We start from the raw sequence: 15,942 nt of genomic DNA on the forward strand, positions 1-15,942 counted from the left end.
TATACCTAATTCAATTGAGACAGAAGAATCTCAAGTTCCTCTTTCTCCAGATGACGCCATTGCCCCCGTTCCAGTTGATCCAGCGTAATATTCATAATTCGAATGCGCTCCAGCTTGAGCACTCTGTATCCCAAGGCTTTGCACATTCTGCGAATCTGCAGGTTAAGTCCCTGGGTCAAAATAATACGAAATACATTCTCACTTAGCCTGTATACTTCACACGGCTTGGTCACCACGTCCATAATTTCAACGCCTTCTGACATCGACTGTATGAATTCGTCCGTCACTCGCTTGTCCACGGTTACTACATATTCTTTATCATGATTATGCTCCGAACGCATCATATGGTTCACAATCCCTCCGTCATTCGTAAGCAAAATCAACCCCTCTGATGCCTTATCCAGCCTGCCTATGGCAAAGATTCGAGAAGGATAATTCATATACTGAATGATGTTACCTTCTACCTGTTCTGCTGCTGTGCAGACAATACCGATGGGTTTATTCAGGGCAATGTAGACAGGTTCGCGATCATGGTGAGGAATCTCCTTCCTGTCAATTAGCACAACATCCCCTGGTTCAACGTTGGCCCCTTTTGTACATACTTGGCCATTAATCGTGATACGTCCAGCTGCAATGAATCGGTTCGTTTCCCTGCGGGAGCAGAATCCTGTCACACTTATGTATTTGTTAATTAACATGTTTCACCGCTTCTCATCTGTAATATAGCTGCTTGCCCTTAGTCACTTCATATCTTCTCATGTATATGGGGACGAAGCAACGGCATGGATCGAGAGGCCGAAACTTTCATTGTGAATCGATTTCAGTCGATCTACCATTTCGACACGAAATCGATTTAGGTTAATTCTCAAGCAATAAAATTTCTTCATTCGTCAAAACTTAACATTATTTTACAATAAAAAGCATGTACATTTGCATATTTTTGGTATAAGTTAGATGAGTAATAAACATTATTTACATAATATAAAATTTATACCCATTCAAGGAGGTGGCCATTTGAGAAGAATATTCGCTTTAAGCTGCGGTTTTTATCTATTAATCGGCATAACCAGCGTTGTACTCGGTGCACTTCTCCCTGTTTTACTGCCGCATTATGGGCGTGGTTACAGTGATGGTGGATTTTTATTGTTTTTGCAGTTCATCGGATTTCTTGTCGGTGTTCTCATCTCCCCATCCATGACCGCACGTATCGGTCGAAAAGCCATGTTGACCATTGCCCTGAGCTGTATTGTGATTGCCTATATTCTGCTCGGATTCTTGCCGTCCTGGAACGTCATTCTGCTACTTACAATCATTGTAGGCTTTGGGTCAGGGATCATCGAACCCTCTGTTGGTGCATTCACGATTGAATTCACCGAAAATCAAAAAGCGGTCGCCATGTCCAAACTTGATGTCTTCTTCGCTCTAGGTGCACTTCTCATTCCGGCTATTGCAGCTCTGTTCATCTGGATGAATCAGTGGCATCTAACTTTTTATACGGTGGCGGTGTTGTCATTCATTCTCATGCTGTTATGGATCACCATGCCACGTCCTGCTGCACTTTATCTGGAACAGGCTGGTGAGAATACCGTCACACATGCAGCAGGCAAATCACGATATTCAAGAAAGCAACTGGGAATACTGACGATCTTCGTTATATTTTTCTTTATCTACATGGGGCTGGAACTTGGACTGATGAACTTCCTGCCATCCATCCTCGTAGAACGATTAGGGCTTCAGGAATCTGTCGCTTCACTAAGTGTCTCCATCCTGTGGATTGCGATGATCATCGGTCGTTTGTTTTCAGGTAAAATAGCGGAAGCTGTGAATTATATGCCTTTCCTGATCTGGAGTACCATCGGCACACTCTTGTTTGCAGTGGCAATGGTGTTCGTAACCGGACAGTTGGCAACGTATGTACTAATCTTCGGAACTGGCCTGTTCATGTCAGGTCTGTTCTGTATCGCACTGGTCTATGCCAACGTGCTCATTCCTGGCATGACCGAACGGACAACCAGCATCCTGATCGCATCAGGCGGCATTGGTGGTGCCATATTGCAATATGTGACCGGATGGAGCATGAGTACAGGACCGATCGTGAACACAATCTGGATTCTAGCCGGCTTCTGTCTCATCCTGCTGTTCACCTTGATACTCTCTCACCTGTGGAATATGAAAAATCATGCAGTAAGTGCTCCAATCGCACAACAGACCAAAGAAGTATAGTCCGCAATTATTGAAGGAGGTGATGCCCCGCATCATCCGGTTTGGAACCATTTTGTTCGTCGAGCTAGTACACCATTATATTGGAGGAAATCGCGCATGCAAACTTTAACCAATAACCGCTTTACAGTCGGAAAAGGGATTAAGTTGATTGACGATTCAGGCGTTGAATATCTGGACGGCGTTTCGGGCACGTTCAATCTGTCACTGGGTTATAATCATCCACATGTAGTTAGCAAACTTCAGGAACAGATCGGTAATCTGACGCATATGTCTTCCTCCTTCACAGAACCGTACGTCAATGAAGTACTTGATCATCTGATCGAATATGCTCCAAACGACATCAATGCCGGATGGATGCGGGATATCACAGGTTCAACTGCAAACGAATGTGCAACCAAGATTGCACAGAAGTATACCGAGTCAACAGATATTATCAGCCTGTACCTCTCTCATCATGGACAGACCCAATTTGCGACTGGGATTTCGGGAAATGCCTTTAGGCGGAAACGGTTCCCCAATTCGGTTGCACCTAACTCCGTTCATGTACCTGCCCCATACTGCTATCGCTGCCCCTTCAATTCATCAAAGGAAAACTGCAACTATCAGTGCGTTGAAGCTATATCTGATGCTATAGAATATGGTAGTTCAGGTTCGATCGCCTGCATGATTATAGAACCCATTCTTGGTAATGGCGGCAATATCATTCCTCCTGCCGGATATTTCAAACGTCTTCGTAAACTATGTGATGAGTATCATATTATTCTTATTGCTGACGAAGTCCAGACGGGAGTCGGACGTACCGGAGCGATGTTCGCCAGCGAGTTGTTCGATATCCAGCCTGACATGATTACTCTGGCAAAGGGGCTTGGCGGAATTGGTGTACCTGTTGCTGCCGTTTTAATGCAGTCCCGATTGAACGTACTGGAGAAACATGAACATTCCTTCACATCCGGAAGTAATCTGATATCGGTCACCGCTGCCAAATCTACCCTGGAGGTAGTATCCGAACCTGGATTTCTGGATGCCGTACAACGCAAAGGTGAAATACTTGGCGAGTTACTGCATAATTTGGCTATGAAATACCCAAGTATCGGGGAAGCTCGCGGGGTCGGACTGATGTGGGGCATTGAAATTGTGGGAGATGAGAATGAACCGGATACGCTCAAAACCAATGCCATTGTTGATCGAGCTTTTACAGATGAGCATCTGATCTTGAGAAGTTCAAGATATGGCTTCGGCAATGTCGTTAAGGTGCGACCTTCCCTTACCACAACGGAAGACGAGCTGATTGAAATCGTAGAACGGCTTGATTCGGTGCTTGCCAGCGTTCATTAAACATTTCAATGTAACTGTTTAAAGTGGTCGATCCGTCGTCCCCTTCACTACGTTCGTATTTTGTCAAAAACTGTTTTAAGATGAATCGCTATATTTATAATTTTATTATTATAAGGAGGATTTTATCATGCTTGCATTAGTATACAAATCCGCTTGGGATGTCGCATTGGAAGAACGGCCTGTTCCGGAAATCACAAGAGATACTCAAGTACTGGTTCGAATTCGGGCAACTGGAGTATGCGGTACCGACCTCGGAATTGTCAGTGGTAAATATCATGCAGTTCCTTCCGTCATCCTTGGTCATGAATCGGCTGGCGAAGTCATTGCTGTAGGCTCTGCCGTAACGACGCTTCAACCGGGAGACCGTGTGGTTATTGATCCTACCTATTATTGTGGACAATGTGACATGTGCAGAACAGGTAGACAGAATCACTGTACTCATAAATCTGTCACGGAGACAGGCGTGAGTGCAGACGGGACATTTACGGATTATTATGTAACCGAGGATCGCTTTTTGTACAAATTAAAGGATCATGTTAGCTATGAGGAAGCAACCCTGACCGAACCACTTAGCTGTATGCTTACGGGTATTAATCAGATCCAGCTACTGCCGAATTTCAGAACAATTATCCTCGGCGCAGGACCGATTGGCATTCTGTACAGTTACGCACTCGCTGCCAAGGGCGTCACCGGGTGTCTGGTCGACATCTCCGAAGAACGTTTGGCCATTGCCGGATCAATTGCACCGGATCGTTGGCAAGTTCATTCTTCCTTCGAACATGCTTTAGAGGCGTTGGCCCCTTCCACTCAGCAGGTCGATATGATCGTAGATACAACAGGCGTTGTCGGCACACAAGTGCTTTCTCAGCTTGCCAGCGGGGGTTATCTGATGCTCGTTGGTCTGAGAGATGGGAGTACATCATTTAATCCCAAGGAAGTCGTGGACCGTAGTCTGAAAATTATTGGTTCTATCGATTCCCTGGGAACATTTGCGACAGCACATTACATGATTGAGCAGCAGATTATTCCCGCCAAAAAAATTATCACTCACTCCTTCCCGTTGGAAGATTACGAAGAGGCTTTTCGTACACTAGGTTGTGATATTCAAGGTCGAACCCTTCAAGCCTCTTCACATGCCATTAAAGTCGTGTTACAATCCAGCGGTTCCCGTGTCTAATCTGGAATGTTAGACATGAAGATTAAGGTCAATTAACCATAAATCATAACAACCTTAAAGATAGATACAAAACCCCGAGGAGGAATACAACGTGGCAGCAAACCAAAAGTTTGGCGGGTTGGGAGTAACTCACGATCACCCCATTCAAGCGGTCATTTTTGATATGGATGGCGTACTGATTGACAGTGAACCGATTTATTTTGAGATCGAGCGCAGTTCTTTTGCTCATTTTGGTGCGATGATGACCGATGAAGAACATCACTCCTATGTTGGAGTTACGCTCGAATCCATGTGGCAGCAAGTGTTGGACAAACATCAGTTGACAACGTCAATGGAAGATATCCTTGCTTATCATCAGCATAACGTCATGAAAACGATGCTGGCCCATCCGAACTTGAAGGCAATGCCTCACGTAGAACGCTGGCTCAGTTGGCTACATGAGCAGCACATTCCAATTGCCGTTGCATCCTCCTCTCCGCGCGCGCTGATCGATCTGATCATGGACAAGACGGGGCTGGGAAGATACTTTGAGTTGCGAATGACAGGTGAAGAGGTTGCCTTAGGGAAGCCGGCTCCCGATATTTTTCTGGTCACCGCTGAAATGATTGGCGCGTCCCCTTCAAATTGCCTGGTAATTGAAGACTCTCGCAACGGCGTACAAGCCGCTAAGAGTGCAGGCATGCGCTGTATCGGATATCGCAATCCGGGATCAGGCAATCAGGACTTGTCCAAAGCCGATCTCCAGATCTCCAGCTATGATGAATTATGGACATTAAAGGAGACACTACCTTTTGAAGACAAATCGCCAATCTTGTCGGAGCTGAGAAGATAAGCAATCTGAATGAATATAATTAAAAAAACCGAAACCACTTCAATTCATCCGAATTGGAGTGGTTTCGGTTTTGCTTGCTGCATCATTTATACGAGGAAACATACTGCAAATCTTAAATTACACCGAGATATCCAGACTACCACCCAGATTAGGGTGAGGAGCAAAAGCTGACTTTAACATTTCTGCCAACTGCTGACCTTGCTGCTGAGCCATATCTTTGGTTACCGACATTACTTGCAAGCTGGCTGATTGCTTTACTGAGGCTTGGCTCATTGCCATTGATAATGCTGCAATATCCATATAAGCACTCCTTTCACGGTCTGTCACTTAGATGTTCCTATTATATATCGGTCAAAATAAAACAATTGTTACAACGTATAGACGGGAATAGCCGCATGATGTTGCTCATTCCTGCGAAGGAGGAACTTATAAAAAAATCAAAATGAGCACAAACAACCCAAACGTCTTCAATCCATTAGAATTGAAGCTATTTGGGTTTGTTGGCTTAATATACCGAAATATCCTTACTACTAAACTACTTACTTCTTGATGTAATCAATGCAAGTTCGTTTATGTTAACTTCCGGGTTCGTGGCCACTTGTTGGATCATGGAAATAAAGTGTTTTTGAATCTGTTCAACGGTGGACAGGTCATACACATTAGCATTGTACATCAATATGATCTTCATGTTCTCATGTGGCTTGACGATCAGCGTAAAATCAAAACTATTATGTTCTGTACCCCAACATTCATAATCTCAAGTGGTATTTCGCCTTTTTGACCCAAACTCTCCATTCGATGATCTACCGGGAAGTTCTGATATACAACCACATGGTTAATCAGAGATTGTTTTTGCTTGGTCAGATTTTGAATATCATATAACGAATACGTATCATATGCATGTGACTCCACAGCTTGTGACTGATTCCTTTTCATTAAGGATGTGAATGACTCACCGCCCTGAGCCTGGATACGAACGGGAATTGCATTAATAAATAATCCAATCATGCTTTCGATCCCAGGAATGACAGGTGGTCTGCCCGATACAACACTTCCGAATACAACATCATTGCTATCATTGTATTGCTGCAACAATACACCCCAAGCAGTCTGCACTAACGTATGGAGCGTTACATGCTGCTGTTCCGCAATCTGTTTCATTTGCTCGACCAGTACATCATCCAAATAACAGTTTAACGTTCTGGAATTCTGTCTTTCATGTTTCGGTTTGATTTTTTCTCCAGGCAATTTCGTTTGCCCTTCATAACCTTCCAGGTAATGACTCCAATAGGTTATTGCACCTTGATGATCTTGCTGTTCCAGCCATTCAATGAATTGACTATAAGGTGTTAGTAGAGTCACTTGAGGTTTTCTATTCTCCCGAATCGCAAAGTAATTCTCGAATATTTCCTTACTTACTAAAGACATACACCAGCCATCCATCAAAATATGGTGAAAACTCCATATGACGCGGTATTCCTCAGGCTTTGTTCGTAAAACAGACATACGTATTAGCGAATCTCGTTGTAAGTCAAATCCTCTTGCCTTGTCCTGCTCCATATACTCATCAACATACGTTTCACGTTGCAGTTCACTTGTGCCTGTTACATCTTCATAGTTAAATTCAAATTTTTTCTCTTTATACACGATTTGAAGAGGGATGTCCACGAAATCACTATAAAAATTAGTTCTTAATATCGCATGCCTTTGCATTAATTGATCCAAGCTTTGCGCAAAAGAGTCAACATCAAAATCTCCACGCATGTCAAACATGATTTGTACAAAGTAAGCGCCCGAAATTGGGTTTCGTTCACTTTCATACAGCATTTCCTTCTGCAAAGGTGTTAGTGGGTACACATTCTCGATTCGACCGATGTGCCCCGTTTGTTCCACGATTTGATCCAATTGCTCAATGGTTAATGATTTGCATGAAATATCACTCGGTGTAAGTTCGGTTTGTTCCTTCGTTACACAATGCTCAACGACTCTATTAAGACAATCCTTATAGAGACTCGCCAGTTGCTCCATCGTTTCCCGGTGATATTGTTTTGGACTATAGTTAATGGACAGCGACAACCGCCCCTCTGTAACGATGCCATTGATATTAAGTACAAATGGTCTCTTATTGTTTTCACTTACGGATGGTCCGCTGAAATAAGGCGAGAATTTAATGCCATCTTGGACCGAATCCTGATTCACCTGTCCCATATAATTGAAACTAATCTCGGGGTTTTCTCTAACTTGAATCCTTCATGTCCATGTGATAAATACCTTGAAATCCCGTAACCAATGCCTTTGTTTGGGATCTGGCGCAGCCCTTCTTTGACGGACTTCATTCTCCTTGAAATGTCAGCCCCGGACTCTATCGTAATCATGACGGGGTACATGCTCGTAAACCACCCCACTGTACGCGTAACATCCAGCTCTGGCAGGATGTCTTCTCTACCGTGCCCTTCCAGATTGATGAGGATTTCTCCCATGCCCGTCCAATCATGAACAGCCATTCCCAATGCCGTTAGCAATATATCATTAATTTCCGTATTGTACGCATGATGTGTCTGCTTTAATAATTGCTCGGTTTCCGCTGCCGTCCACTGGATGGTGATTGTTTCACTATCTTTGCCAATCGTCTCATCCCAATCCATATCTTTAGGCAGCGAGCTTAGCTTGGCCTGCTCAACACGACTCCAGTATGGATTCTCTTGCTTCATCGCCGCACTGTCTGCAAACGCAGACAATTGTTCTGCCCATTGTTTAAACGAGGTCGTTTTTGGGGGAAGCTGGATTTCTTGACCTCTTAAAAACTGGTCTTGCCCTGTCTGAATATCTTCATATAAAATACGCCACGAAACCCCGTCTACCAACAGATGATGGATGACAATAAGCAGGTGATCCCCTTCAGCACATTGGAACAACCCAAGTTTAATCAAAGGCCCGTTAGACAGATCCATACCACTCTGAATTTCTTTCGCTTTGTTTTCAATGCACGGTGCAGGATCTGCTTCTGTTTTGAGGTCAACGATTTCAAGGCTGTATAATCCACCTTCGTCTGCCCCACGGTTCCACGCTTCATATCCGCCTTCAGGCGTTTGACGATAAAGGATGCGGAGAGCATCATGCTGCTTAACGATCTTGTTCATGATGCTGTGAATAAAACGGACATCAAACCCTTTTTCACGAAAAAACATCATTTCCTGATTGTAATGATGTGCCTCCACCATATTTTGATCAAAGAACCAGCGCTGAACAGGTGTCAGCATCACTTGTCCCGTAACTTCCCCTTGGTCAGAAATAGTACTTACGGATGTAACGTGCTCACTCAACTCTGCTACTGTCGGATAGGTGAAGAAATGTTTCATTTCCACTTTATACCCTGCTTGAAGCAGTCGTGAGGAAACTTGAATACATTTTATCGAATCGCCCCCAAGTTCAAAGAAATGATCTGATATGCTAACCTTTTGAACGCCAAGCACAGCTTCCCAAGCAGAGACCATTGTTTGTTCTACAGCGTTTTGCGGCGCCATATACGCGGCACCTGTTTGCATACGTTCTTGTGGAGATGGCAAGGCCTTTCGGTCAATCTTTCCATTAGATGTTAACGGTATATGCTCTAATTGAACAAAATAAGACGGGATCATATAATCTGGAATTTCATGAGATAATGCCATTCTGATTTTCTTCGTTGTCAGTGAGCTATCGCCTTTCCAATACGCACACAACTGCTTCGAACCATCCTCATTCTCACGGGCAATAACGACTGCTTCCTGAATACAGTCTATTTTCAAAAGCGCGGTTTCTACTTCGCCAAGCTCAATTCGGTAACCGCGAATTTTCACTTGATGATCGATTCGTCCCAAATATTCAATATTTCCATCCGGCAGCCATCTTGCGGCATCTCCTGTTCGGTACATTTTTCCTGCTGCAATCCAGGGATGATCTACAAATTTCTCCGCTGTTAAAGCAGGCCGGTTCAGGTAACCTCTGGCAAGACCCTCACCCGCTACATACAATTCTCCCTGAACACCGATCGGTTGAATGCGTTGATGTTTATCCAAAATATAGGTCTGCAACGTCGGGATTGGTTTTCCAATATTGCTCTTTCCAGCCTGTATTTCGATGTCGGTTATTTCCTTATAAGTTACATGAACCGTTGTTTCAGTTATCCCATACATATTAATTAACTGGATAAATGGATATTTCAGCTTCCAATCCTTCAATAATATTGGATTGAGGGCTTCTCCTCCAAAAATCACTTTTCTTAATTTCAGATCTGCTGCATGACCTGCCAGTTCTTCCTGAAGAAGATGATAGAAGTACGTCGGTGTTTGGTTCAATATCGTCACTTGCTCGTCTTTTAACAATTGTAAGAATTGCTCCGGACTTTTGGCCGTCATTGGGGGTACAATAACCAGTTTTCCGCCATAGAGTAATGCCCCGTACATTTCCCACACCGAAAAATCAAAACAAAAGGAATGGAATAACGTCCATGTATCTGATGCATTAAAATCAAAACAATTTTTACTGTTAAACAACAATCGAACCACATTTTTATGTTCAATACACGTCCCTTTTGGTTTACCTGTCGTTCCCGAAGTATAAATAATATATGCCAGGCCTGTTGGTGCAGCAGTAACTCCCAAGTTGGAATGATTTTCATGATAGGACTCAGCTTGATCCAGGCAAACGACCTCTCCTGCATAAGAGATGCGTTCTTGCAAATGACTTTGCATTAATAATACATGTACCCCCGAATCCTCAAGCATGTAGCTTACACGATCCTCTGGATATTCGGGATCAATCGGTACGTATGCGCCACCCGCTTTCAAAATCGCCAGGATTCCTATGACCATATCTAGCGAACGATCAGCGATGATTCCGATTAACTGATCATTCTGAATGCCTTTAGCGTGGAGCGTTCTTGCCAATTGATTAGCTTTTTCGTTCAGCTCCCGATAGCTCAACTGTTGAGTCTCAAATACAACCGCAACGTGTTCAGGAGTTCTTGCCGCTTGCTCCTCAAAGAGCCCATGAATCGTTTTGTCCTTTGGATAATCAGCCATGGAATCATTAAACTGTTCCAAAATTTGTGTTTTCTCCTGTGTTGTGGTCAAGTCAATGTCATGGATAGGAATATGCGGATTGTTGACCACCTGTTCTAACATCTGAATCAAGTGACCTTGAATTCGTTCTACACTTGCCCGATCATAGACGTTAGCATTGTAATAGAACATGCATTTCATGGATTGGCCTGGTTTGATAATCAAGTTAAAGTCGTAATTCGTTTGTTCATCTGCTTCTACATTCGTAATTCGAAGAGCTGTCTCCTCCTGATCCCCAAACTGTTCCATAATGCCTTGTACGGGATAATTTTCGAATATCAGGATATGATCAATCAAATTTTGCTTTTGCGAAGTTTCCGCTTGAATCTCATATAATGGATACGTCTCATGCGGATGCGAAGCAACAGCTTGCTCCTGATTCCGTTTCATGATCGCTGCAAAAGTCTCGTTTCCTTGAGTCTGAATTCGTACAGGGATAGTATTGATAAATAAGCCAATAATGCGTTCAACTCCGACTATCGCCGCAGGTCTGCCTGATACCACGCTTCCGAATACAACATCCTCACTGCCATTATATTTCTGTAGTAACATTCCCCATGCGGTCTGCATGAACGTATTCAGCGTCACCTGATTCTGACTGGCGACTTGTGCGATTTGTCCGGTTAATTCCTGACTAAGTGTACATATCATATGCTCTGAATGATATTCATCACTTTTCGTAATGGTATGTTCTTTGGGCAAAGTGGTTTGCTCATCATAACCTTGCAAATAGTCACTCCAGTATTTCAGGGATGCTTCATGATCTTGGTTCTCCAGCCATTCGATATAGTGTTTGTATGGAATCGTACCCTTTTCCTCCAGCTTTCGTTGCTCCTGAATCGCAAAGTATCCATCGAACAGTTCCTGGATTACAAGAGATAGGCACCAGCCATCCATCAAAATATGATGATAATTCCAAATGAAACGATAGGTTTGATCCTGAGTTTGCAAGATCGAGATACGCATTAACACATCCTGAGATAGATCAAAACCTTTTATTTTATCTGCTCTCGTATAGTCTGCCACGTATGCTTCACGATCTTCTTCATTCATCTCACGCAAATCTTCGTATATAAGCCCATTCCGTTTATGACGGTATACCACTTGCAGGGGCCCATTCTTCCATTTGCTGTGGAAATTGGTTCTGAGAATTGAATTTCGCTCTATCAACTGATCCAGACTCTTCGTAAAAGCTTCCACGTCTAACGAACCATGCAGATCCAGTGCGGTTTGAAGGAAATACGCTTCAGATTTTGAATGAAGCAAGTTATGGAAGAACATCCCATTTTGCATCGGTGACAACGCATATATATCTTCGATTTCACCAATGTGTTCCGATTCTTGAACAAACCCTTCTAATTCTTTAATGGTAATTCCTTTTAACGTTAAATCACTTAGTGTACATTCCGGCTTCTCTTTTGTCACACAATGCATCACTATTTCTTGCAGATAATCTCTAAAATATGTCGCCACTTGCTCCATCGTTTCTTTTCGATATTGTGTGCGACTATACCGAAGTGACAACGTCAATTTGCCTTCTACAATTAAGGCATTCATATCCATAAGAACATTTCTTCTGTGATTGTCGCTTGCTGTTGCTCCGCCTGGGTAGGGGGAGATCTGCATCCCGCTATTCTGAAGATCCTGATCGAATTGTCCCAAATAGTTAAAACTAATTTCAGGATTCAAGGTAAATGGAGTTTCTTGTTGATGTGCACTTAAATATCTTAAAATACCATAACCAATCCCTTTTTTAGGGATTTGACGAATCATTTCTTTGTTTGTCTTGATGAGAAGAGACATATTTGAACTTGCTTCCATATCAAGTACAACCGGATACTGGCTCGTAAACCATCCAATCGTTCGTGTAATATCGAGATCCGGTATAATCGATTCTCTTCCATGTCCTTCCAGATTGACCAACACCTGTTCCATGCCCGTCCATTGGTGAATAGACATACCTAATGCATGGAGCAGCAAATCGGTAATCTCCGTTTTATAGGCACGATTCGCTTGTTTTAATAACTGCTCCGTTTCTGCTGCTGTCCATTCCACCGTGATTTCTTCACTGTCTTTTTCCAATGCATGATCTGCTTGGAAATCAGTAGGTAACGGCTTATAGGATGTCTGTTCAATTTCATTCCAGAATGCAAGCTCTTGTGTTACCGCTTCACTGTCCGCATACAACTTGAGCTGTTCTGCCCATAATTGGAATGAAGCCGTTTTTTGCGGTAATTGAATCGGTTCTCCATGACATAATTGTTCATAGCCTATGGAAAGGTCTTCGATCAAAATTCGCCATGAAACCCCGTCGATGACTAGATGATGAATAACGATTAATAGATGATCTCCGTCTGCACATTGAAACACGCCGAGCTTCATCAAGGGTCCCCGTTCCAAGGTGAACGCACGTTGAATTTCGTTTGTTTTTTTCTCGATCTGTTGAGACGGATCTGCTAATGACTTAAAGTCCATCATTTCAAGTGTATATAAGGGTTCCTTATCCTGCCCTTCATTCCACCCTTCATAACCCTGTTCCGTAAGGCGATATATCATACGAAGTGCATCATGATGCTCACTTAGTTTATCGAATACACGACGAAGTGTGGCTTCGTGAAAGCCTTCTTTTCGATACAACATCACGGACTGGTTATAATGATGGGTGTCCACTTTGTATTGCTCAAAAAACCAATGCTGGATTGGAGTCAGCAACACTTTTCCAGTGATGACTCCCTGTTCTGACATTGAACTTATGGGTTGAACATAGGGAATCAAGCTTGCAATGGTTGGGTGTTTAAACAGATGATCCATCTGTATCTGATAACCTGCTTGATATAACCTTGAAGAAACTTGAATGGATTTAATCGAATCTCCACCTAGCTCGAAGAAATTATCCAATACCCCGATGTTCTCTACGCCAAGTACCTCTTCCCAGATGGATGCGAGGTGTTGTTCCACCATCGTTTGCGGTGCTTCATACTCTGACCCCTTCAACATATGTTCTTTGGGAGCAGGCAGCGCTTTGCGATCAATTTTCCCGTTGGATGTAAGCGGCATCTGATCCAGTTGTACAACATAGGACGGAATCATGTAGTTTGGTAGTTGCTGGGACAGCTCCTCCCGCAATTCCCCAATTGTGATGGCTTCCTCTCCTACCAGGTATGCACATAATTGCTTGGTGCCCGTTTCATCTTCTCTGGCTAGAACGATGACTTCCTGGATGTGGGCAATGTTCAAAAGGGCCGTCTCCACTTCGCCAAGTTCAATCCGGTATCCACGAATTTTCTCTTGATGATCCACCCTGCCAATATATTCAATATTCCCATCCGGCAGCCATCTTGCAAAGTCACCCGTCTTGTACATTTTCGCTCCCGAAACAAATGGATCACCTACGAATTTCTCCGCCGTCAGATCTGGACGGTTCAAGTAACCTCTGGATAGTCCTGCCCCGGCTACACATAATTCTCCCTGAACTCCAATCGGCAGCAATTCATTCTGTTCCCCTAAAATGTAGACTCGAACGTTCGCAATTGGCTTCCCGATTGAGATATTTTGATCAGTGGAGTTGATCGACAGAACTGTGGATACAACACTGTTTTCGGTTGGCCCGTACTCATTACATACTTCAATACGTGAATTGATGCGTTGCAATTTGTGAATTAAGGCAGGAACAATCTTCTCGCCCGCAGCAACCACATTTTTCATGGAAGCCCAATCTTCAGCGTTCACCTGTTCCAATAGAGTCATCAAGAAACTGGGTGGACTTTGGATGTGCGTGATTTCCTGTTTTTTGATCATTGTATTGATAGCTATAGCATCTTTACACTGTTGCTGGTTTAACAAATACACCGTTGATCCAGATATTAACGGACCAAAGAAGTGGGTAATAAACGAATCAAAAACGAAGGGATTCAGCATTAATACCCGATCATCTCCGGTAAAATTATAAAAATCGGATTTCCATTGCAGGGAATTCGTAATGCTGGCATGTTCAATCATCACGCCTTTTGGATTTCCTGTTGTTCCAGAGGTGTAGATCATGTATGCCATATCACTGGAAATCGCTCCATCTTTCAAATTTAAATGATGATCATGGTGATTTATTTCAGAATCCAGAATGACACATGTCCCTGCAAAATGTTCCGGCTTCTGTATATGACTTTGATGAAGCAACCAAGCTACTTTTGAATCCTCAAGGATATAGTGAATACGATCTGCCGGATATTCTGGATCGATTGGAACATAAGCTCCCCTGCTTTTAAAATACCGAATAAACCTACGATCATCTCAAGTGAGCGCTCTGCCATAATACCAACAAATTGACCCGCCTGAACCCCCTGAGCTTGAAGTGTTCGGGCCAATTGGTTGGATTGTTGATTTAACTCTCTGTACGTTAGTTGTTTGTTCTCAAATATTACTGCTGGATGGTCCGGTGTTTGTTCCACCTGTTCTTCAAATAATTGATGCAACGTTTTGTTTTGTGGATACCCCACCGTTGTATCGTTAAAGTCAAATAAGAGCTTGTTTCGATGCAACTCTGATAACATATCGACTTGGCTTAATTCCAGATCAGGTTGGTTTAAAACAACGGATAACAGTTGGTCCAAATGTTCTGCCACTTGAACCATATAATCGCGATCATAACGATCTTCATCATAAAGTAATTTTAAATGAACAAAGTCGTTCTCCAGATCAAAATGAAAAACAGTTGCTGCTTTAACGCTCTTTTCATCAAGAATTGGATGAATTTCATTCAACGAAACCAAGGTATGAATCAGAGGTGAATGGTTCGAATCATATTGGACATTTAAATGTTCAACCATTTTTCGGAAAGGTATTCGTTGATGCTGAATGGCTTCGGTTAAACGGGTCTTCACTTGATTAAATAAGGATTTAAATGATATCGCATGATCGATATTATTTTTCAAGATGAGTACCTTATTCGAAAGCGACAGATCATTCTTCCTTTCTTCCATCGTCGGTATGCCAATTATCATCTTGTTTTCATTTGTATATTTATATAACAGACACTGAACTCCGGTTAATAGTATCGTATAAATCGCCATAGGAGTGTTTCTTGACATGGTTTTGATTTTATGTGAAACATCGGCTGACAAGGGCTTATATATATAATTTTGGTGCTGAGTATCGTCTGAGTGCTTGGAAGTTGTCTTGCAATAAGGCAAATGAACAAGAACATCATCATCTTCAAATCGGCTTGCCCAATATGATTCCTGTTTCTTAAAAATAGACATACGGCACCCCGATCACATTTA

At 42.9% G+C, this 15,942-nt stretch carries 9 protein-coding genes and 1 pseudogene; 4 read left to right on the forward strand and 6 right to left on the reverse strand.

Annotated elements, in window-relative coordinates; genetic code table 11:
• Positions 1 to 5 precede the first annotated feature (5 nt).
• Entirely contained in the window at positions 6 to 698 is a 693-nt protein-coding gene (locus tag C0Q44_RS19585) for a pseudouridine synthase (protein ID WP_105408922.1), read from the reverse strand.
• Positions 699 to 1,014: 316 nt separating this feature from the next.
• On the opposite strand from C0Q44_RS19585, the gene C0Q44_RS19590 reads away from it, so the two are divergent.
• The 4 genes from C0Q44_RS19590 (at position 1,015) to C0Q44_RS19605 (ending at position 5,567) form a co-directional block, all read left to right on the forward strand.
• Positions 1,015 to 2,223 (forward strand): MFS transporter, encoded by a 1,209-nt coding sequence (locus C0Q44_RS19590; protein ID WP_105408923.1) that lies wholly within the window; start codon positions 1,015 to 1,017, stop codon positions 2,221 to 2,223.
• Between the two features lie 96 nt (positions 2,224 to 2,319).
• Positions 2,320 to 3,558 (forward strand): aspartate aminotransferase family protein, encoded by a 1,239-nt coding sequence (locus tag C0Q44_RS19595; RefSeq protein WP_105408924.1) that lies wholly within the window; start codon positions 2,320 to 2,322, stop codon positions 3,556 to 3,558.
• 127 nt (positions 3,559 to 3,685) lie between these two features.
• A complete protein-coding gene (locus tag C0Q44_RS19600) occupies positions 3,686 to 4,735 on the forward strand; it encodes a zinc-dependent alcohol dehydrogenase (RefSeq protein WP_105408925.1) in 1,050 nt (349 codons plus the stop codon).
• Positions 4,736 to 4,826: 91 nt separating this feature from the next.
• Positions 4,827 to 5,567: an HAD family hydrolase gene (locus C0Q44_RS19605; protein WP_105408926.1), complete on the forward strand. Its 741-nt coding sequence runs from the start codon at positions 4,827 to 4,829 to the stop codon at positions 5,565 to 5,567.
• 117 nt (positions 5,568 to 5,684) lie between these two features.
• On the opposite strand, the gene C0Q44_RS19610 is transcribed toward C0Q44_RS19605, so the two are convergent.
• The 5 genes and pseudogenes from C0Q44_RS19610 to C0Q44_RS31885 all read right to left on the reverse strand — a co-directional run bounded on the left by C0Q44_RS19610 (position 5,685) and on the right by C0Q44_RS31885 (position 15,921).
• The gene (locus C0Q44_RS19610) at positions 5,685 to 5,867 is read right to left on the reverse strand and encodes a YjfB family protein (protein ID WP_105408927.1); all 183 of its coding nucleotides are present in this window, start codon (positions 5,865 to 5,867) and stop codon (positions 5,685 to 5,687) included.
• 235 nt (positions 5,868 to 6,102) lie between these two features.
• Entirely contained in the window at positions 6,103 to 6,255 is a 153-nt protein-coding gene (locus tag C0Q44_RS19615) for a condensation domain-containing protein (protein WP_258166452.1), read from the reverse strand.
• 20 nt (positions 6,256 to 6,275) lie between these two features.
• Complete coding sequence (locus C0Q44_RS19620) at positions 6,276 to 7,766, reverse strand: condensation domain-containing protein (RefSeq protein ID WP_181151084.1); 1,491 nt, start codon at positions 7,764 to 7,766, stop codon at positions 6,276 to 6,278.
• Positions 7,763 to 13,411 carry an amino acid adenylation domain-containing protein gene (locus C0Q44_RS19625; RefSeq protein WP_374955130.1) on the reverse strand — a complete coding sequence of 1,883 codons (5,649 nt, stop codon included), beginning with the start codon at positions 13,409 to 13,411 and terminating at the stop codon, positions 7,763 to 7,765. The genes C0Q44_RS19620 and C0Q44_RS19625 overlap by 4 nt, the downstream gene beginning before the upstream one ends.
• Before the next feature lie 26 nt (positions 13,412 to 13,437).
• Positions 13,438 to 15,921, reverse strand: a pseudogene (locus C0Q44_RS31885) (condensation domain-containing protein).
• Positions 15,922 to 15,942 lie beyond the last annotated feature (21 nt).

This window comes from Paenibacillus sp. PCH8 (genome assembly GCF_002968835.1).
Taxonomy (GTDB): Bacteria; Bacillota; Bacilli; order Paenibacillales; family Paenibacillaceae; genus Paenibacillus.

Coding starts and splice junctions, on each gene's coding strand:
- C0Q44_RS19585 (WP_105408922.1), bottom strand. CDS start 698: ATGTTAATTAACAAATACATAAGTGTGACAGGATTCTGCTCCCGCAGG.
- C0Q44_RS19600 (WP_105408925.1), top strand. CDS start 3,686: ATGCTTGCATTAGTATACAAATCCGCTTGGGATGTCGCATTGGAAGAA.
- C0Q44_RS19610 (WP_105408927.1), bottom strand. CDS start 5,867: ATGGATATTGCAGCATTATCAATGGCAATGAGCCAAGCCTCAGTAAAG.
- C0Q44_RS19615 (WP_258166452.1), bottom strand. CDS start 6,255: ATGAAGATCATATTGATGTACAATGCTAATGTGTATGACCTGTCCACC.
- C0Q44_RS19625 (WP_374955130.1), bottom strand. CDS start 13,411: ATGTCAGAACAGGGAGTCATCACTGGAAAAGTGTTGCTGACTCCAATC.
- C0Q44_RS19595 (WP_105408924.1), top strand. CDS start 2,320: ATGCAAACTTTAACCAATAACCGCTTTACAGTCGGAAAAGGGATTAAG.